This is a genomic window from Allofournierella massiliensis (assembly GCF_004345265.1).
Taxonomy (GTDB): domain Bacteria; phylum Bacillota; class Clostridia; order Oscillospirales; family Ruminococcaceae; genus Allofournierella; species Allofournierella massiliensis.
On sequence record NZ_SLUM01000003.1, the window covers coordinates 45,966 to 65,761 of the forward strand.

General features: G+C 61.4%; 16 protein-coding genes and 2 tRNA genes. 17 read left to right on the top strand and 1 reads right to left on the bottom strand.

Annotated features, from left to right (window positions below; genetic code table 11):
- The first annotated feature begins 14 nt into the window (after positions 1-14).
- From EDD77_RS02270 to purB, 4 genes are all read left to right on the top strand, one after another.
- Positions 15-1,187, top strand: a complete 1,173-nt coding sequence (locus EDD77_RS02270; protein ID WP_058962833.1) for a phosphoribosylaminoimidazolecarboxamide formyltransferase — start codon at positions 15-17, stop codon at positions 1,185-1,187.
- 258 nt (positions 1,188-1,445) lie between these two features.
- Positions 1,446-2,735, top strand: coding sequence for a phosphoribosylamine--glycine ligase (purD, locus tag EDD77_RS02275; protein WP_058962832.1), 1,290 nt, complete (start codon positions 1,446-1,448; stop codon positions 2,733-2,735).
- A gap of 4 nt (positions 2,736-2,739) precedes the next feature.
- Positions 2,740-6,441 carry a phosphoribosylformylglycinamidine synthase gene (locus tag EDD77_RS02280; protein ID WP_058962831.1) on the top strand — a complete coding sequence of 1,234 codons (3,702 nt, stop codon included), beginning with the start codon at positions 2,740-2,742 and terminating at the stop codon, positions 6,439-6,441.
- Positions 6,442-6,521: 80 nt separating this feature from the next.
- Positions 6,522-7,955, top strand: a complete 1,434-nt coding sequence (gene purB / locus EDD77_RS02285) for an adenylosuccinate lyase (protein ID WP_077138449.1) — start codon at positions 6,522-6,524, stop codon at positions 7,953-7,955.
- A gap of 106 nt (positions 7,956-8,061) precedes the next feature.
- Here purB and EDD77_RS02290 read toward each other — a convergent pair whose 3' ends face one another.
- Positions 8,062-8,646, bottom strand: coding sequence for a TetR/AcrR family transcriptional regulator (locus EDD77_RS02290; RefSeq protein ID WP_058962830.1), 585 nt, complete (start codon positions 8,644-8,646; stop codon positions 8,062-8,064).
- 230 nt (positions 8,647-8,876) lie between these two features.
- Here EDD77_RS02290 and EDD77_RS02295 point away from each other — a divergent pair, with 230 nt between their 5' ends.
- The 13 genes from EDD77_RS02295 to EDD77_RS02355 all read left to right on the top strand — a co-directional run bounded on the left by EDD77_RS02295 (position 8,877) and on the right by EDD77_RS02355 (position 19,778).
- Positions 8,877-9,368, top strand: a complete 492-nt coding sequence (locus EDD77_RS02295) for a pyridoxamine 5'-phosphate oxidase family protein (RefSeq protein WP_058962829.1) — start codon at positions 8,877-8,879, stop codon at positions 9,366-9,368.
- A gap of 1 nt (position 9,369) precedes the next feature.
- The gene (locus EDD77_RS02300; protein WP_058962828.1) at positions 9,370-10,086 is read left to right on the top strand and encodes a pseudouridine synthase; all 717 of its coding nucleotides are present in this window, start codon (positions 9,370-9,372) and stop codon (positions 10,084-10,086) included.
- 258 nt (positions 10,087-10,344) lie between these two features.
- Positions 10,345-11,427, top strand: a complete 1,083-nt coding sequence (locus tag EDD77_RS02305; RefSeq protein ID WP_058962827.1) for a PucR family transcriptional regulator — start codon at positions 10,345-10,347, stop codon at positions 11,425-11,427.
- Between the two features lie 204 nt (positions 11,428-11,631).
- The gene (gene ftsE / locus EDD77_RS02310) at positions 11,632-12,336 is read left to right on the top strand and encodes a cell division ATP-binding protein FtsE (protein ID WP_058962826.1); all 705 of its coding nucleotides are present in this window, start codon (positions 11,632-11,634) and stop codon (positions 12,334-12,336) included.
- Positions 12,333-13,241, top strand: a complete 909-nt coding sequence (ftsX, locus tag EDD77_RS02315; RefSeq protein ID WP_058962825.1) for a permease-like cell division protein FtsX — start codon at positions 12,333-12,335, stop codon at positions 13,239-13,241. The genes ftsE and ftsX overlap by 4 nt, the downstream gene beginning before the upstream one ends.
- A 52-nt stretch (positions 13,242-13,293) precedes the next feature.
- Positions 13,294-14,448: a murein hydrolase activator EnvC family protein gene (locus EDD77_RS02320; RefSeq protein ID WP_058962824.1), complete on the top strand. Its 1,155-nt coding sequence runs from the start codon at positions 13,294-13,296 to the stop codon at positions 14,446-14,448.
- A 168-nt stretch (positions 14,449-14,616) separates the two neighbouring features.
- Entirely contained in the window at positions 14,617-15,972 is a 1,356-nt protein-coding gene (locus EDD77_RS02325; protein ID WP_058962823.1) for a S41 family peptidase, read from the top strand.
- Positions 15,973-16,086: 114 nt separating this feature from the next.
- On the top strand, positions 16,087-16,947 hold the full coding sequence (rsmA, locus tag EDD77_RS02330) for a 16S rRNA (adenine(1518)-N(6)/adenine(1519)-N(6))-dimethyltransferase RsmA (RefSeq protein WP_058962822.1): 861 nt from the start codon (positions 16,087-16,089) through the stop codon (positions 16,945-16,947).
- 119 nt (positions 16,948-17,066) lie between these two features.
- Positions 17,067-17,142: transfer RNA gene (locus EDD77_RS02335), tRNA-Thr, on the top strand.
- A 421-nt stretch (positions 17,143-17,563) separates the two neighbouring features.
- On the top strand, positions 17,564-17,914 hold the full coding sequence (locus EDD77_RS02340) for a four helix bundle protein (protein ID WP_058962885.1): 351 nt from the start codon (positions 17,564-17,566) through the stop codon (positions 17,912-17,914).
- Between the two features lie 166 nt (positions 17,915-18,080).
- Positions 18,081-18,962 (top strand): ROK family protein, encoded by an 882-nt coding sequence (locus EDD77_RS02345; protein ID WP_058962821.1) that lies wholly within the window; start codon positions 18,081-18,083, stop codon positions 18,960-18,962.
- 39 nt (positions 18,963-19,001) lie between these two features.
- Positions 19,002-19,616, top strand: coding sequence for a hypothetical protein (locus tag EDD77_RS02350; RefSeq protein WP_058962820.1), 615 nt, complete (start codon positions 19,002-19,004; stop codon positions 19,614-19,616).
- A gap of 85 nt (positions 19,617-19,701) precedes the next feature.
- Positions 19,702-19,778: transfer RNA gene (locus EDD77_RS02355), tRNA-Ile, on the top strand.
- Positions 19,779-19,796: the final 18 nt, after the last annotated feature.

Genomic DNA, 19,796 nt, shown 5'->3' on the forward strand with positions numbered 1-19,796 from the left:
GGGAGAACGATACCATGACCGAACTGGAACTGAAATACGGCTGTAACCCCAACCAGAAACCCGCCCGCATCTTCATGAAGGAGGGCGAGCTGCCGGTGACCGTTCTGAACGGCAAGCCCGGCTACATCAACTTTCTGGACGCGCTGAACTCCTGGCAGCTGGTGCGCGAGCTGAAGCAGGCCACCGGCCTGCCCGCCGCCGCTTCCTTCAAGCACGTTTCCCCGGCGGGCGCGGCCCTGGGCCTGCCCCTGGACGACACCCTGAAGAGGATGTACTTCTGCGAGGGTCTGGAGCTGAGCCCTCTGGCCTGCGCATACGCCCGCGCCCGCGGCGCTGACCGGATGAGCAGCTTCGGCGACTGGATTGCCCTGTCCGACGTGTGCGACGAGAGCACCGCCGAGGTCATCCAGCATGAGGTGACCGACGGCATCATCGCCCCCGGCTACACCGACGAGGCGCTGGCTATTCTGAAATCCAAGCGCAAGGGCAATTACAACATCGTGCAGATCGACCCGGACTATGTGCCCGAAGCCATCGAGCGCAAGCAGGTGTTCGGCATTGTGTTCGAGCAGGGCCGCAACGAGCTGAAGATCGACGAGAGCATGCTGGAGAATCTGGTCACCGACAACAAGACCCTGACCGCCGAGCAGAAGCGGGATCTGATGCTCTGCCTGATCACCCTGAAATACACCCAGTCCAACAGCGTGTGCTACGCCCAGGGCGGCCAGGTGATCGGCGTGGGCGCCGGTCAGCAGAGCCGCATCCACTGCACCCGTCTGGCCGGCAACAAGGCCGACATCTGGCAGCTGCGCCACCATCCCAAGGTGCTGGCCCTGCCCTTCCGGGAGGACGTTTCCCGCCCCAACCGGGACAATGCCATCGACGTTTACATCAGCGACGAGTACGAGGATGTGATCGGCGACGATGTGTGGGCCGAGACCTTCACCGAGCAGCCCGCCCCCCTCACCGCAGAGGAAAAGAAGGCATGGCTGGCCCAGGTAAAGGGTGTTGTGCTGGGCAGCGACGCCTTCTTCCCCTTCGGCGACAACATCGAGCGCGCCCGCCGCAGCGGCGTGGAAGCCATTGTGCAGCCCGGCGGCTCCATCCGGGATCAGCAGGTCATCGATACCTGCAACAAATACGGCATCGCCATGGCCTTCTGCGGCATCCGGCTGTTCCACCACTAAGGAGAACCGGCTGCGCGGCACAAATTTGTGCCATTGGGCTTTTTGCCCTGCCGGGATTTTGTTATAATATAAGACGATACCGCATCATTTCAGGTGGTGGGCCGGGCCGGAGCATCCGGCGCGGGCCGCCTGCGCCGTAAGGCTTGAATGACGAGGAAACGTCTCAAGCCAGACGACCATTGTGTTGCGTTCAAAGGCCGTCTGGCTTTTTGAATGCTTTATACCTGCCTGCATGGAACGAAAGAGGGAATCAAGCGCATGAAAATACTGGTTGTGGGTGGCGGCGGCCGTGAGCACGCCATCGTGAAAAAACTGAAGGAAAGCCCCCTTTGCACCGAGCTGTGGGCGGCCCCCGGCAACGGCGGCATCGCCTGCGATGCCAAATGCAAAAACATTTCGGCCACCGACATTGAAGCACAGGTCGCCTTTGCGAAGGAAGAGGGCTTTGACTATGTGGTGGTCGCGCCGGACGATCCGCTGGCTCTGGGTCTGGTGGACAGGCTGGCCGAGGCGGGCATCCCGGCCTTTGGCCCCAGCGCTGCCGCGGCCCGCATCGAGGCCAGCAAGGTGTTCAGCAAGGACCTGATGAAGAAGTACGGCATCCCCACCGCGAAGTACGAGGTGTTCACCGAGGCCGCCGCAGCCATGGACTACATCCGGGCCGAGGGCAGCTATCCGGTGGTCATCAAGGCCGACGGTCTGGCGCTGGGCAAGGGCGTGCTGATCTGCGGCAATGAAGCCGAGGCCGAGACCGCCCTGCACGAGATGATCGACGAAAAGAAGTTCGGCGCATCCGGCACCCGGGTGGTGGTGGAGGAATTCCTTACCGGCCCCGAGGTGAGCGTGCTGGCCTTTGCCGACGGCAAGACCCTGAAGCCCATGGTCTCCAGCATGGATCACAAGCGCGCGCTGGATGGCGATGAGGGCCTGAACACCGGCGGCATGGGCACCATCGCCCCCAACCCCTGCTACACCGCTGAGGTGGCCGAGGAATGCGCAAAGCAGATCTTCGAGCCCACCATGAAGGCCATGCAGGCCGAGGGCTGCCCCTTCAAGGGCTGCCTGTACTTCGGCCTGATGATCACCCCCAAGGGCCCCCGGGTGATTGAGTACAACTGCCGCTTCGGCGACCCCGAGACCCAGGTGGTGCTGCCCCTGCTGGAAAGCGACCTGCTGAAGATCATGCTGGCCTGCACAAGCGGCACTCTGGCGGACACCGAGGTGAAGTTCAAAAACGAGAGTGCCGCCTGCGTGATTCTGGCCAGCGGCGGCTACCCGGAGCACTATGAAAAGGGCAAGGAGATCACCGGCCTTGTAAACGGGCAGGTGCCCGCCAGCGACGTGGTGGTCTACCACGCCGGCACCGCCGAGAAGGACAGCAAACTCGTGACCAGCGGCGGCCGGGTGCTGGGCGTGAGCGCCACCGCACCCACGCTGAAAAAGGCGCTGGAAAAGGCCTACGCCGCCAGCGAACAGATCCATTTCGACAAGCTGCACAAGCGCGCCGACATCGGCCGCCGTGCCCTGAACGCCTTAAAAGGAGAGTGAACCCATGGTATACCGCATCTATGTGGAAAAGAAAAAGGGCTTTGACCACGAGGCCCAGAACCTGCTGGGCGAAGTGCACGGCCTGCTGGGCATCCAGTCGGTAACCGGCCTGCGCCTGCTGAACCGTTACGACGTGGAGGGCGTGAGCGAGGAGCTGTTCCGCAGCTGCATCCCCACCGTATTCAGCGAGCCCCCCGTGGACGACACCTGCGACCACTGCCCCGAAGCGGACGTGGTGTTCGCGGTGGAATACCTGCCCGGTCAGTTCGACCAGCGGGCTGCTTCCGCCAGCGAGTGCATCCAGCTGATCAGCCAGGGCGAGCGCCCCACCGTGCGCACCGCCCGGGTGTATCTGCTCACCGGCAATCCCACCGAGGCGGAGCTGGCTCAGATCAAGAAATACGTCATCAACCCGGTGGAGGCCCGGGAGGCCAGCCTCTCCCGCAAGGACACCCTGCAGATGGATTACCCCACCCCCAGCACCGTGGAAACCCTGACCGGCTTCTGCGAGCTGGACGAGGAGGGCCTGGCAAACTTTGTGAAGGAAAAGGGCCTTGCCATGGACGAGGCGGACATCGCCTTCTGCCAGAACTACTTCCGGTTTGAAAAGCGCGACCCCACCATCACCGAGATCCGCATGATCGACACCTACTGGTCCGATCACTGCCGCCACACCACCTTCGGCACCATTCTGGACGAGATCGAGATCCGGGACGTGCAGGTGAAGAAGGCCTTCGACAACTACCTGACCATGCGCAAGGCGGTGTACGCCGGCCGCAAGAAGAACATGTGCCTGATGGATCTTGCCACCATCGGCGCCAAGTATCTGGCCAGCATCGGCAAGCTGAAGAATCTGGACGAGTCTGAGGAGATCAACGCCTGCACCGTGAAGATCAAGTGCGATGTGGACGGCGAGGAACAGGACTGGCTGTATCTGTTCAAGAACGAGACCCACAACCACCCCACCGAGATCGAGCCCTTCGGCGGCGCGGCCACCTGCATCGGCGGCGCCATCCGTGACCCCCTGTCCGGCCGCAGCTACGTCTATCAGGCCATGCGCGTGACCGGCGCGGGCGATCCGCTGGTTCCGGTGAGCGAGACCATGGCGGGCAAGCTGCCCCAGCGCAAGCTGGTCACCACCGCCGCCGCCGGTTATTCCAGCTACGGCAACCAGATCGGTCTGGCCACCGGTCAGGTGGACGAGCTGTACCATCCCGGCTATGTGGCCAAGCGGCTGGAGATCGGTGCCGTGGTGGGCGCTGCCCCCGCTTCCAACGTGCGCCGTGAGGTGCCCGCCGCCGGCGACATTGTGGTGCTGCTGGGCGGCGCCACCGGCCGCGACGGCTGCGGCGGCGCCACCGGCTCCTCCAAGGCCCACAAGCTGGAAAGTCTGGAAACCTGCGGCGCTGAGGTGCAGAAGGGCAACGCCCCCATCGAGCGCAAGCTGCAGCGCCTCTTCCGCCGCCCCGAAGCCACCCGCCTGATCAAGCGCTGCAACGACTTCGGCGCAGGCGGCGTGTCCGTTGCCATCGGCGAGCTGGCCGACGGTCTGGCCATTGATCTGGACGCCGTGCCCAAGAAGTACGAGGGCCTGGACGGCACCGAGCTGGCCATCAGCGAAAGCCAGGAGCGCATGGCCGTTGTGCTGGCTCCCCAGGACGTGGAAGCCTTCGTGAAGCTGGCCCATGAGGAAAATCTGGACGCCACCGTGGTGGCCACCGTCACCGAGGATCCCCGCCTGACCATGACCTGGAAGGGCAACACCATTGTAAACATCAGCCGCAACTTCCTGAACTCCAACGGTGCGGAAAAGCGCGCCCGGGTTCTGGTGTACGACTGCCAGGACTACAAGGTGGACTGGCAGGGCGACACCTGGGCGGAGAAGATGAAGAATCTGGTCACCGACCTGAATGTGTGCAGCAAGAAGGGCCTGTCCGAGCGGTTCGATTCCACCATCGGCGCGGCCACTGTGCTCATGCCCTTTGGCGGCAAGTACCAGCTGACCCCCGCGCAGGCCATGGCGGCCAAGCTGCCGGTATCCGGCGAGACCACCACCTGCAGCGGTATGGCCTGGGGCTACAACCCCTATCTGATGGAGAAAAAGCAGTACAGCGGCGCCTATCTGGCCGTTGTGGAAAGCATCTCCAAGCTGGTGGCCAGCGGCTTCCGCTATGAGGATGCCTACCTGACCTTCCAGGAATACTTCGAGCGTCTGGGCGACGCCCCCGAGCGCTGGGGCAAGCCCTTCGCCGCCCTGCTGGGCGCTTTGATGGCACAGGTGGATCTGGGCGTGGCCGCCATCGGCGGCAAGGACAGCATGTCCGGCAGCTTCGAGAATCTGGACGTGCCTCCCACGCTGGTGAGCTTCGCCACCGCCATTGGCAACACCAAAAATGTGATCAGCCCCGAGTTCAAGACCGCGGGCAGCAAGGTGGTCTGGCTGTATCCCGAGTATCAGGATAAGCTGGAGCTGCGCCCCGAGCCCCACAGCCTGAAAAAGCTGTACAAGAAGGTGGAGGAGCTGATCGCTTCCGGTAAGGTGAAGGCCGCCTACACCCCCGGCTACGGCTGCGCCGCCGAGGCAGTGTTCAAGATGTGCCTGGGCAACCGGCTGGGCTTCGCACTGGATGCCGCCCGCGACCCGGAGAATCTGTTCCATCCCGCTTACGGCAGCTTCATTCTGGAGGTTGATCCGGAGCTGGAGCTGGATATGGGCGTCACTCTGGGCACCGTTACCGAGACCTACGCGCTGAAGATGGGCGGCGAGACCATCGACCTGGCCGCCCTGCAGGAGGCCTGGGAATCCAAGCTGGAGCCGGTGTTCCCCTACCGCAAGGCGGGCGCCACCGTGGACAAGATCAGCTATGAGGCCACCGAGCGCAAGGCCCCGGCCATCGGCATCGCCAAGCCCCGGGTGATCATTCCCGTATTCCCCGGCACCAACTGCGAGTACGACACCGCCCGCGCCTTTGCCCGCGCCGGCGCCTACCCGAAGGTGCTGGTCATCAACAACCTGAGCGCCTCGGCGGTTGCCGAGAGCTGCGCCGCCCTGACCCAGGCCATCCGGGAGAGCCAGATCGTGATGCTGCCCGGCGGCTTCTCCGGCGGCGACGAGCCGGACGGCAGCGCCAAGTTCATCACCGCCTTCCTGCGGGCTCCCTCCGTCACCGAGGCGGTACACGAGCTGCTGCAAAAGCGCGACGGCCTGATGCTGGGCATCTGCAACGGCTTCCAGGCCCTGATCAAGCTGGGCCTTGTGCCCTACGGCGAGATCCGCCCCATCACCGCGGACTGCCCCACCCTGACCTTCAACACCATCAACCGCCACCAGAGCATGCTGGTGAACACCCGCATCGCCTCCAATAAGAGCCCCTGGCTGAGCCGCTGCAGCGTGGACGAAGTTCACACCATCGCCATCAGCCACGGCGAGGGCCGCTTTGTGGCCAGCGATGAGGTGGTGAAGAGCCTGATCGAGAACGGTCAGGTGGCCACTCAGTATGTGGACGCGGCGGGCCAGCCCACCATGGACCTGCGCTACAACCCCAACGGCAGCGTGCTGGCCATCGAGGGCATCACCAGCCCGGACGGCCGCGTGCTGGGCAAGATGGGCCACACCGAGCGCAGCGGCGACGAGCTGTACAGGAACGTGCCCGGCAACAAGTACCAGCCCCTGTTCGAGGGCGGCGTGGATTACTTCAAGCTGTAAGCCCAAAAAACAAGTCGGGCGGGCGAGGCCTTATGCGCCCCGCCCGCCCTTTATGAGAAACCAGAGAAAGGGGAACCACTATGTCCCACGATAAATACATCTCTCCCTTCGAGACCCGTTATGCCTCCCCCGAGATGCAGTACATCTTCTCGGAGGACAACAAGTTCCGCACCTGGCGCCGGCTGTGGATTGCTCTGGCCAGGGCCGAGAAGGCCAATGGCCTGAACATCACCGACGAGCAGATTGCCGAGCTGGAAGCCCACAAGGACGACATCAACTATGAGGATGCCATCCGCCGGGAAAAGGAATGCCGCCACGACGTGATGAGCCATGTGTACGCCTATGGCCTGCAGTGCCCCCACGCCAAGGGCATCATCCATCTGGGCGCCACCAGCTGCTATGTGGGCGATAACACCGACGTGCTGGTGATGAAGGAAGGTCTTGCGCTGGTGCAGAAGAAGCTGGTGGGCGTGATGGCTCTGCTGGCCAAATTTGCCGACGAGTACAAGGATATGCCTGCCCTGGCCTACACCCATCTGCAGCCCGCCCAGCTCACCACCGTGGGCAAACGCGCCAGCCTGTGGCTGAATGAGCTGTACATGGACTATGAGGAGATCACCAACCGGATGAACGCGCTGGCCCTGCTGGGCAGCAAGGGCACCACCGGCACCCAGGCCAGCTTTGTGGAGCTGTTCGAGGGCGATTCCGCCCGCATCAAGGCGGTGGAGGCTTCCATCGCTGCCGAGCTGGGCTTCGACAAGGTGGTTCCCGTGTCCGGCCAGACCTACAGCCGCAAGGTGGACTTCCAGGTGCTGAGCGCTTTGTCCGGCCTTGCCCAGAGCGCCATGAAGATGTGCACCGACATCCGCATTCTGGCCAACTTCAAGGAGATGGAAGAGCCCTTCGAGAAGAACCAGATCGGTTCCTCCGCCATGCCCTACAAGCGCAACCCCATGCGCTGCGAGCGCGTGTGCGCCCTGGCCCCCTACCTGATGGTGGACATCCTGAACCCGGCCTTCACCGCCGGCACCCAGTGGTTCGAGCGCACCCTGGACGACTCCGCCAACAAGCGCATCGCCGTGGCTGAGGCCTTCCTGGCTGCCGATTCCATCCTGAACATCCTGCTCAACGTCTGCGACGGTCTGGTGGTGTATCCCAAGGTGATCCGCAGCCGCGTGATGGCCGAGCTGCCCTTCATGGCTGCTGAGAACATCATGATGAGCGCCGTGAAGAAGGGCGGCGACCGTCAGGAGCTGCACGAGAAGCTGCGGCAGCACTCCATCGCCGCCGCCGCGCAGGTGAAGGAGGAGGGCAAGCCCAACGATCTGATCGACCGGGTGGTGAACGACGCCAGCTTCGGCCTGACCCATGCGGACATCGACGGCGTTCTGGTGCCCGAGCACTTCACCGGCCGCAGCGCCCAGCAGGTGGAGGAGTTCCTCAATGAGGTGATCCGTCCGGTGCTGGCTGCTCATCCCGAAGCTGCCGGCCAGCATGCCGAGCTGAACGTCTGATCGGCTTTCTGCTGAGAACCAAACGAAAAAGAAACACCCCGCCGCTGCCAGGCATCCGTCTGGCGGCGGCGGGGTGTTTTCAGGAGAGGCAAAGGAAAAGGAAGGCTCAGGGCCGGCAGCCCAGCGCAATGCGCAAAAGAAGGGCATAATCGTCCAGCGAGCGGATCAGGTCATACTCGCCGCCCCGCTTGGCCCAGTCGGAGCCGTGGCCCCGCACCGAAATCATCACCATGCGGGCGCACTGCTCCGGCGGGAAGGGGCAGGTGAACCGGCCGCTGGCCGCGCCCCGGATCATCAGCTCCTCCAGAATCCGGCTGATGGGCCGGCTCTCGGAAAGATAGTTGCGCTTGGCGTCGTGGGCAGGGGCGCTGGTCAGGCAGCGGCAGACCCCGGCGCCCACCCGCTGGCAGTATACGCCGTAGCTGTGGATGAACCGGTCCAGATTGGCCGCCTCGTCCGGCCCGAACCGGGGCAGCACCTCCTGCTGGTAAAAATCGTCGATGCCCGCGAAAAAGGCCAGAAGCAGATCGGCTTTTTCCGGGAAATAGTGATAAAAGGTACCGGTGGATATGCCAAGACTGGTGCAGATGCCCCGCACGGTCAGGTTTTCATAGCCCACCTGATCGATCATGGGGTAGATCTGTTCCAGCAGTTCCTGGCGGCGGGCGTTCTTTTTGACCGCTGTTCGCATGGGGCAAGACCTCCTGTTCTGGTTTGGAATACATATACCGGCCGGTTGTCGGCAAACTATGAACCTATTATAGAACAATATGCACAGAAAAACAAATGTTTCGTGGAAATAAATTGAAATTATTTGAAAGAAGGGCGGACTGCCCCTCTTTTTGTCGGAATGTGCTATAATACGATACAGACACTGTGCCCCCTGCGGGGGCCGAACGAAAGAGAAAGGCGGGAAAAACGATGCGGGATCTGTGCCGGGTCGATCGAAAATTAAGCGAAGAGGATGCAAAAGAGGTGCTGCGCAAGGCGAGCTTCGGCACGCTGGCCACCATCAACGAGGACGGCTGGCCCTATGCCGCGCCCATGGCCTTTGCGCTGGAGGGGGATACGCTGTATTTCCATTCGGCCAAACGGGGCCAGAAGCTGGAGAACATCACCCGGGACGGCCGGGCCAGCTTCACGGCGGTGCTCTACGCCCACAACGTACCCGAGCGGTTTGAGGTGATCTACGCCAGCGCCATCGCCCAGGGAACGGTGCGCATCCTCACCGGGGAGAGCGAGCGGATGGCGGCCATGCGGGCCATCTGTGAAAAATATTCCGCCGACCATGTGGACACCCCCGCCTACGAGCGCACCATGAAGGGCATGCCGGCGGTGGTCATGTTCGCGCTGGACATCCAGCAGCTGCGGGGCAAGGCCAACAAGGGCCGCCTGCTGAACGAGGAAGAGTGATATGCGGCTGGACAAGTTTGTTGCCCAGAGCCTGCAGCTGCCCCGCAGCGCGGCCCGCACCCTGATCACCAAAGGGCGGGTTACGGTGGACGGGCAGGTGTGCAAAAAGGCCGATACTGCCCTTTCCGGCTCCGAGACGGTGGTCGCCGAGGGCAAAGCCCTCACCTGCCAGCAGTTTGTGTACATTATGCTGAATAAGCCCAAGGGCGTGGTGAGCGCCAGCACCGACAGGCGCGACCGCACCGTGGTGGATCTGCTGGAGGGAGCCTATCCCCGGCGGGAGCTGTTCCCGGCGGGCCGGCTGGACAAAACCAGCACCGGCTTTGTGCTGCTCACCGACGACGGGGCCTTCGCCCACGCGATTCTTTCGCCCCGCCGCCATGTGCCCAAGACCTACCGGGTGGAGCTGGACACCCCGGTCACCCCGGCCATGGTCACGGCCTTTGCGCAGGGCGTGACGCTGGCAGACGGCCAGGCGATGAAGCCGGCGGATCTGATTCCGGATCCGGAAAATCCTCTTGCGGCCACCGTGGTGCTGCATCAGGGGGTCTACCACCAGATCAAACGGATGTTCGGCGTGCTGGATGCAGGGGTCAACGAGCTGCACCGGCAGGCCATCGGGGGCCTTGCGCTGGATCCGGCGCTTGCCCCGGGCCAGTGGCGGCCCATCACCGAAGAAGAGCTGGCCCGGCTTGCCCCGGGCGGACAAAATGCCTGAAAATGGCTTTGCAAGGCCGTTTTTTTGCAGTTCTTTCAAAGAACTTACACAATTTTGTCGTAGGCTAAAAGGGTGCCTGACCCCCGGAATTTTGGTCGGTGTTCAAAATTACACAATAAATGGCAGAAAAAATCGTTGAAATATGTTGCAAAAGTATATTCCCTTGTGTAAAATATACACAGAGAGCCTGTGCAATTGTTCAAATATCACAAAGCTTATTGTGGAAAACATTACCGTAAAATAAAAGGGGAGCGTATTATGGCAAACAGAGTGTTTCAGGGTGTTGTCTACCAGATGAAGGACGCCATCAATCGGGTGGTCGGTGTGGTGGATGAGACCGGCACCGTGATTTCCTGTTCCGATCTGAACATGATCGGTGAGGTGCGGGACGGCTTTGTGGCCGAGCGCCTGACCGGTGACTGCTTCGTGAAGGATGGCTGCAGCTACCATCAGTTCAGCTCCAACAAGCACAACGATTATGCTGTGTATGTGGAAGGCACCGATGAGACCGCGGCCCAGTTTGCCAGCCTGCTGGCCATCAGCCTGCAGAGCATCAAGCAGTATCACGACGAGAAGTTCGACAAGGCCAACTTCATCAAGAACGTGGTGCTGGACAATATCCTGCCCGGCGACATCTACGCCAAGGCCCGCGAGCTGCACTTCGCCACCGACGTGTCCCGCGTGGTGTTCCTGATCCGGGTGACCAGCGGCACCGACATCTCCGCTTATGATGTGGTGAGCAGCCTGTTCCCGGACAAGCAGAAGGACTTCGTGTTCAACATCAGCGAAACCGACACCGTGCTGGTGAAGGAGATCAAGCGGGGCATCGACCAGAAGGATCTGGAAAAGCTGGCCTCCAGCATCGTGGACACTCTGTCCGGCGAGCATTACATCAAGGCCACCGTGGGCATCGGTACCCCCATCGCCAACGTGAAGGACCTGGCCGCCAGCTTCAAGGAAGCGCAGGTGGCCATGGAGGTGGGCAAGGTGTTCGATACCGAGCAGTCCATCATCAGCTACGACAATCTGGGCATTGCCCGCCTGATCTATCAGCTGCCCACCACCCTGTGCGAGATGTTCCTGCGCGAGGTGTTCAAGCAGGGCAGCATCGAGAGCCTGGACAACGAGACTCTGTTCACCATCCAGCGCTTCTTTGAAAACAACCTGAATGTTTCCGAGACCAGCCGCGGCCTGTTCGTGCACCGCAACACGCTGGTGTACCGCTTGGAGAAGATCAAAAAGCTCACCGGCCTGGATCTGCGGGAATTCGACGACGCCATCGTGTTCAAGGTGGCGCTGATGGTAAAGAAATATCTGAGCGCCAACCCGGCAAAATACTGATCACGCGCAGGCCCGGAGCCTGTGCCGGGCGGCGAAGTCTGCATGGGCCGGCCGCTATGCCGCACCGCGGTGCCAATTGTTGCACCGCGGCGCTTTGCGCCGGCCCTGTTTTTTTGTAACAGCGAAACAGCAACCAACAAAAGGAAAAAATGGCCGCTCAGCGGCCGCGCAGCTCGCAGGCAGGGCAGCGCAAGGGGAGAAGAAATGATTGTATTTGACCGCGTTTCCAAGGTGTACCCCGGGGGCAACACCGCACTGAAAAATGTGAGCCTTCACATCCAAAAAGGCGAGTTCGTGTTCGTTCTGGGGCATTCCGGCGCGGGCAAATCCACCTTCCTGAAGCTGATCCTGCGGGAGGAGAAGGCCACCAGTGGCCGGGTGTTTGTGAACGGCAAGGACCTGACCCGCATGAAGGAGCGTGAGGTGCCCTACCTGCGCCGCAACATGGGTGTGGTGTTCCAGGACTTCCGCCTCATTCCCAGCATGACCGCCTATGAAAACGTGGCCTTCGCCATGCGGGTGACCAACATTCCCGAAAAGAAGATCGCCAGCCGGGTGCCCTATGTGTTCAGCCTGGTTGGCCTTTCCGAAAAAATGGACAAATACCCGGACGAGCTTTCCGGCGGCGAGCAGCAGCGCGTGGCGCTGGCCCGTGCACTGGTGCACAGCCCCCAGCTGATCATTGCCGACGAGCCCACCGGCAACATTGACCCGGAGCTGAGCATCGAGATGATGGAGCTGCTCAGCGCCATCAACAGCGTGGGCATCACCGTGGTGGTGGTTACCCACGAGCATGAGCTGGCCCGCCACTTCAGCAAGCGGGTGATCACCATCGACCACGGCAACGTGATCGGTGACTCCCAGAACCGGCAGGATGCCACCGACGAAGCAGGGGAGGTGATCCTGTGAAGTGGTCCAGCTTTAAATACCTTGCCCGTCAGGGCCTTCACAACATGATCAACAACCGGCTGATGAGCTTTGCCAGCGTGGGCGTGCTCACCGTCTGCCTGATCATCACCGGCGTGGCCGGTCTGTTCACCGCCAACATGAACAGCCTGATGCTGTATCTGCGCAGCCAGAACGAGGTGGTCGTCTATCTGGACGAAAACCTGGACGAGGCGGGCCTCGCCTCGGTGGACAGCGCCCTGCGCTCCATCAGCGGCCTCAAGGAAGTGACCTATGTGTCCAAGGATGAGGCGCTGGATCTGATGCGGGATTCCATGGGCGACAAGGCCGACCTGTTCGATGTGTTTGAGGGCGAGGAAAACCCCTTCCTGGCCAACTACAAGGTGGTTTTGCAGGACGTGGGCCAGATGGATGAGATCGTGCCCCAGCTGGAGAGCATCTCCGGCGTGGTGGACGTGAACGTGCCCACCGGCCTTTCCGACCTGGTGGTGAACATCCATAAGGCGGTCACCGTGATCAGTGTGGGCCTTGTGGTGGTGCTGGGCTTCGTGAGCATCGTGGTCATCAGCAACACCATCCGGCTGACCGTGTTCGCCCGCCGCAAGGAGATCAACATCATGAAATATGTGGGCGCCACCAACGGCTTCATCCGTCTGCCCTTCTTTGTGGAGGGCATCGCCGTGGGCCTGATCGCCGGGCTGATCTCCTCGGCCATTGTGCTGGGCGGCTACCAGCTGCTGATCATTTACAGCGTGGATTTCCCCGCCTTCTGGGGCAGCATTCTGAACAGCGTGCTGCTGGGCATGGATCAGGTCTGGTGGAAGGTGCTGGTTGCCTTCCTGGCCTTCGGCAGCCTGATCGGCAGTGTGGGCACTGCCACCTCCATCCGCAAATACCTGCACGTATAAACCGCGATCCGCGGCCGGCCGGCCGCGGGCGCCAGCAAAAGGAGCGATTCTCATGAGCAAGCAACTTCGGGCACCCTGGCGGCGGGCGCTGTGCGGCGCGCTGGCTGTGTGCATGGCTGCCGTATGCGGCGGCGCGGCGGCAAGCGCCGACTATAAATCCGACTGGGAGAAGGCCGAGCAGGAGCTGAAAAAGGAAGAGCAGGTCCTTCAGCAGATCCAGAACGAGAAGGACAAGGCGGAGCAGCAGAAAAAGAGTCTGGAAAATCAGCAGACCATCATCATCAGCCAGATCAACGATACCATCGATCAGATCAACCAGAAGAACAGCGAAATCGCCATCCAGCAGCAGGCCATTGCAGACCAGCAGGCGGTGATCGACGAGCGCTGGGCGGACTTCAAGGAACGCATGCAGGCCATGCAGGTGATGCAGGATAGCGGCGCCGTGGCAGTGCTGGCCAGCGCCCAGAGCCTGTACGATCTGCTCACCTATTCCGATAACCTGCAGCGCATCAGCGAAAAGGATACCGAGATCCTGCAGGAAATGAACGACGAAAAGGCCAAGCTGGAGGCAGAGGAAGCCGAGCTGGAGGCAGCCAAGGCCGAGCTGGAGGACGCGAAAGCCGCGCTGGATAAAAAGGAAAACCAGCTGGCCGCCAACATTCAGGCCCAGAACAAGACCATCAGCCAGAAGGAGGCCGCAGCCGAGGCACAGGAGACCGTGGTGGCCGAAAAGCAGAAGCGGGCGGACGAGGCCGAGAAGCAGTACGAAGCCTGGGTGGCCAGCCAGGCTTCCACCGGCAGCGGCGTGAGCGCCGAGGGCTTCCGCTGGCCGCTGGACATCGCCGGACGGGTGACCACCGAGTTCGGCGCCACCCAGAACATCAACGGCGTGATTCAGACCGGCCACAGCGGCATGGACATCGCCGCCCCCGCCGGGACCCCCATCAAGGCTGCCCATGACGGCAAGATCTCTTCCACCACCGGCCACTGGAGTTACGGCAACGTGGTCATGGTGGACAACGGCGACGGCGTGACCACTCTGTATGCCCACATGAGCAGCATTGCCGTGGGCGTTGGCCAGTCGGTAAAGCAGGGCGACGTGATCGGTTATGTGGGAAATACCGGCAATTCCTATGGCAATCATCTGCACTTTGAGGTGCGTATCAACGGCGTGAAGCAGAACCCCCGCAATTATGTGGCGTTCTGATGTCCGCCCTCAACAACGAAAGGAGCCCCATGAAGGATAATAAAAAACTCGTTCGTACCGTGAGCCTGGTGCTTGCCGTGCTCATGGTGCTCACCATCTTCAGCTCCATGGCGATCCAGATCGCCTATCTGATCTGACCGGCAAACGCCACGGAGGAAACGCAAGACCATGAACAAGAAGATTTCCATCAGCATGGCGCTGACCATCGCCATCATCGCCATGACGGTGACCTTTTCCATCACCATGATTCTGGCGCGCCAGATGTTCGACGCCACCATCCCTTCCGTCAAGGAAAAGGAGAGCATGTACAGCAAGATCGCCGAGCTGGACAAATATGTGCGCGCCAACTACTACGGCGATATTCAGGATGCCACCCTGAACGATATGATGGCCTACGGCTATGTGCTGGGCATTGGCGATAAGAACGCCAGCTACTACACCGCGAAGCAGTACGCCGAGCTGGTGGAGGTGCAGAACGGCAACATCATGGGCATCGGCGTGGACGTGGTGAAGGATTCCTCGGGCCATGCCCGCATCACCAAGGTTTACGATTCCAGCCCCGCCTCTGAGCTGGGCCTGCAGGTGGGCGGCTTCATCACCGCCATCAACGGGGCCGAGGTGAAGGGCCTGACCGCCGCCAACGTGACCGCCCAGCTGCAGGGCGAGGCGGGCACCGAGGTGACCGTGACCTACATGGCGCCGGACGGCACCACCGCCGACCACACCATCAACCGCAGCCGCTATACCATCCCCAGTGTGGAATACCAGATGCTGGGCGAAAGCTACGGTTATATCCGCATCTACCGGTTTGACGGTACCACGCAGGGTACCTTCAGCAAGGCAGTGGAGGATCTGCAGAATCAGGGCGCAAAGGCGCTGATCTTCGACCTGCGCGACAATGCCGGCGGCCAGATGGACGTGGCGGTGAACTGCATCGACCAGCTGGTGCCCGAGGCGGACATCGTGTTCGCGGAGGACAAGAACGGCGAGCAGACCCTGCTGGGCTCCAGCGATGAAAACTATGTGGATCTGCCCATGGTGGTGCTGGTGAACAGCGGCACCGCCAGCACCGCGGAGCTGTTTGCCGCCAGCCTGCGCCAGCTTTCCGGTGCCCAGCTGGTGGGCAGCACCACCGCGGGCAAGGGCACCATTCAGGCGGACCCCTACCGCATGAGCGACGGCAGCGCCGTGGTTATCACCACTGCCAAGATGCTCACCTCGGATAAGACCAGCTTCGACGGCACCGGCCTGACCGTGGACGTTGAGGTGGCCACCAAGGCCGACGGCAGCGACACCACGCTGGTGGGCGTGGAGGAGGATACCCAGGTTCAGAAGGCCGAGGGCGTTGCCCAGACCATGACCGGTGGAACCGCTTCCACCGGTACCGATGCCACCAGCGCCGCCAGCGGCGACGCTTCCGCCAGCCAGAGCACCGATGAGGGCGGCGAGACTACCGGCGAGAGCACGGATGCCAGCACTGCGGCGGAAAGCACTGCCCAGACCGACGGCACCGACGGCGAATAATTTCAAAATGATCCAGCGGCGCTCCGGCGGCCCATGCAGATGGGCGGCGGGGCGCTGCTGTCTGCCCGGGAAAAGCTCCGGGCGGGCGCGAGAGAAACAGAAAGGCGGGACCCTATGCCCAATTTAACGGATATTTCCACCATTCGGGACCTTTGCGCCCGGTATGACTTCGCACTGTCCAAGGGATTTGGGCAGAACTTCATTGTGAACCCGGGCATCTGCCCCAAGATCGTGGAGGCCGCGGGCATCGACAAGAGCTGGGGCGTGATTGAGGTTGGCCCCGGGGTGGGCGTGCTCACCAAGGAGCTGGCCCTGCGGGCAAACAAGGTGGTGGCCATCGAGGTGGATCAGCGCCTGCCGCCCCTGCTGGCGGAGACGCTGGCCGAGTTCGATAACGTGGAAATCCTTCTGCAGGATGTGCTGAAGGTGGACCTGGCCGGCCTGATCCGGGAGAAATTCGCCGGAATGCCGGTGGCGGTGTGCGCCAACCTGCCCTACTACATCACCAGCCCCATCCTGATGCGGCTGCTGGAGGAGAAACTGCCCATTCAGCACATCACGGTTATGGTGCAGAAGGAGGCGGCAGACCGCATCACGGCCACGCCCGGTACCCGTCAGGCGGGCGCCATCAGCTATGCGGTGGATTACTATGCAAAGCCCCGGCTGCTGTTCACGGTACAGCCCGGCAGCTTCTATCCGCCGCCGAAGGTGACCAGCGCGGTGATTCAGCTGCAGGTGCGCGAGCAGCCCGCGGTGCAGGTGGAAAACGAGGAAGGCTTTTTCAAGCTGGTGCGGGCGGCTTTTGGCCAGCGGCGCAAGACCGCGGCCAACTCCATCAGCAGCGGTCTGGGTCTGCCCAAGGCCCAGGTGGCCGCGGCGCTGGAGGCGGCGGGCCTGAGCCCCACCGCCCGCCCCGAGCAGCTCACGCTGGAAGATTTCTGCGCCTTGCAGAAGGCGCTGGAGGCGGCAAAATAAGCCGCCGGTTTGCAAAACGGAACCATGTCGCCGGGCCCCGGCAAAAGGGAAGGAGCCCGGCGACAAAAACCGTCTTGCACCCGGACGATTTTTTTGGTATAATGTCTCTTGTTGAATATGCTGGTGTAGCACAGCTGGTAGTGCAGCTGATTTGTAATCAGCAGGTCGGGGGTTCGAATCCGTCCACCAGCTCCAGTTCGTCGCGGACTCCGGTCCGTGCAAAAGCCCCGGTCGAAGGACCGGGGCTTTCTTCATCCCTGCGTCGCTCCTCACTTCCCCATGAAAATTTGCTCCGCAAATTTTCATGGGGGCCCCAGCAGGGCGTGGCCTGCCCGATGGACTGCGCTCCATTCAAAAAGCCCGGTCGAAAGACCGGGCTTTTCTCATACCGCTGCGTCATTCCTCCTTCTCCCCACGAAACTTTGCTTTGCAAACTTTCGCGGGGGCCCCGGAAGTAAGTTCCGCCAAGGAGCTTGTCGATTTTTCCTTATTTCCTGTTCACTATTCACTTTTCACTAAACCGGCAGAGTCGATTTTTGGAAGGGAATAGTGAAGAGTGAATAGTGAATAAGTAAGGTGTGCCGCATGCGCGGCACGGAGTTTAATGGTTGGGGTGATGATTGTGCCCAGTCCGTTGCAGGATAAATCCAAAGCCTTCGCTTTGGAAATTATCCGGGTATGTAATGAAATCAAGCGTGAAAAACGGGAGGGCGTTCTCACCAATCAGCTGATTCGATCTGGTACCAGCGTGGGGGCGAATATCCGGGAAGCCATGTATGCCCACGGTAAGGCTGATTTTATTGCAAAATTGCAGATTGCCCTGAAAGAATGTTCGGAAAGTGAGTACTGGCTGGAACTGTTGATCGAGAGCGGTTATTATGAAGATTCTGCCATTTTAAAGCAATGCACAAAGGTCAAACGACTGCTGATTGCTTCCATCAATACAGCGAAGAAGAAGCCAGTGTAAAAGTATCTGTTGTGTTGCGATGTTTCAGCTCGCCGCAAGCTGTATTTGCTTGCGGCGCATTTTTTATATCAGAACGCGCCTCTCTTCCAAATTCCGTCGGAGTTTGGTATAATAACCCTCAAACGACCCTTTGGCACAAAAACATAGTGAAAGTGGAGGCTTTTCCATGAAAACAGCGTGTGTGGACATTGGCGGTACTTATATCAAAACGGCGGTGCTGGAGGACGGGCGGCTTTCCTCTTTGCAGGAAACGCCCACCAATGCGGCTGCCGGCGCGGAGCAGATGCTCCGGAATGTGGCGGAGCTGGTGCACGGGATGCCCGGCGTGCAGTGTGTGGGCATTTCCACTGCCGGCGAGGTGGAGCCGCAGACCGGTCGCATCCGGTTTGCCTGCAACATTCCCGGTTATACCGGTATGAACCCGAAAACTCTGCTGGAGCAGCAGCTGGGCCTGCCGGTGGCGGTGGAAAACGATGTGAACGCCGCTGCCATGGGCGAATACGCCTTCGGTGCGGCAAAGGGGAAACGGGATTTTGTGATGCTTACCTTCGGTACCGGCATCGGCGGCGCGGCCTTTGCGGGCGGGCAGCTGTACCGGGGCAGCCTGGGCAGCGCCGGGGAATTTGGCGGCCTGATCACCCATCCGGAGGCGGTGGACCCGGCCTGCCAGGGCACGGGCAGCTATGAGCGCTACGCCAGTACCACCGCGCTGGTAAAACGGGTAAGCGCCCGCTTTCCGGAACTGACCGACGGCCGGGCTATCTTCGCACGGCTGGAGGATGACAGCGTGCGGGCCGAAGTGGACGGCTGGATCCGCGAGATCAGCTATGGCCTTGTGTCGCTCATCCACGCCTTTGACCCGGAAGCTGTGGTGCTGGGCGGCGGCGTGATGAAGCAGGACTACATCCAGAGCCAGCTGGCCCGGCAGCTGCAGCCGCTTTTAAAGCCCAGTTTCCGGGGCTGCCGGCTGATTCCTGCGCAGCTGGGCAACCAGGCGGGCCTGATGGGCGCGGGGTATCTGGCAGGCCGGTGCGCCGGTCTGGAATGACAGGCTTTTTCGTAAATTCAAAAAAGGAGGCGAAGGAATTTGCCGGATTTGTATGTGATGTTTTCCCACACCAACACCGGAATGGGCCGGATGATCCGGGCGGTGACCGGGAGCAGCTATAACCATGTTTCCATCAGCCTGCGGCCGGATCTGGCGGTCTGCTATTCCTTCGCCCGCCGCAACAAGCAAAACGCGCTGGCGGGCGGCTTTGTGGCCGAGGATGCGGGCCGCCTGTGCGACGAGGGCGACATCCGGGTGCGGGTTTGCCGGGTGCCGGTGACCCGGCGCCAGTTCGACGCCGCCCGCAACATGCTCATGGTCTGCCGGGCCCAGCCGGGTCGCACCATCTACAATACATACGGGGCCATGGCCAGTGTGGTGGGGTTCCATCTGGCCCTGCCCGGGGCCTTCACCTGCGTGGAGTTTGTGAGCCGCTGCCTTGGCCTGCGCGTCATTCAGGTGCAGTCGCTGCTGCACCGGCTGGAACCGTATGCCATCTACGAGGGCAGTTATCTGGAATACACCCGCGCCGCAGTGCAGCGGCAGGGCGAATATTTCCGGCCCTTGAGCACCGTGGATGTGGTGCGCCGCAACGCCGGCCACTTTGGAGACCTGAGCCTGCGGCTGGTGTGCAAGATGTATGGCAGAATCTGAAGGTGACCTCTGCCGCAAAAAATGCTTTGCAACCGGGCTCTGGTTCTGGTATAATAAAAACATTCGAGCGGTTCGCCGCCCGTAAGGGCCATTAGCTCAGCTGGTCAGAGCTGTCGGCTCATAACCGATTGGTCCCGGGTTCAAGTCCTGGATGGCCCACCAGACAAAAAGCGCCTTTGC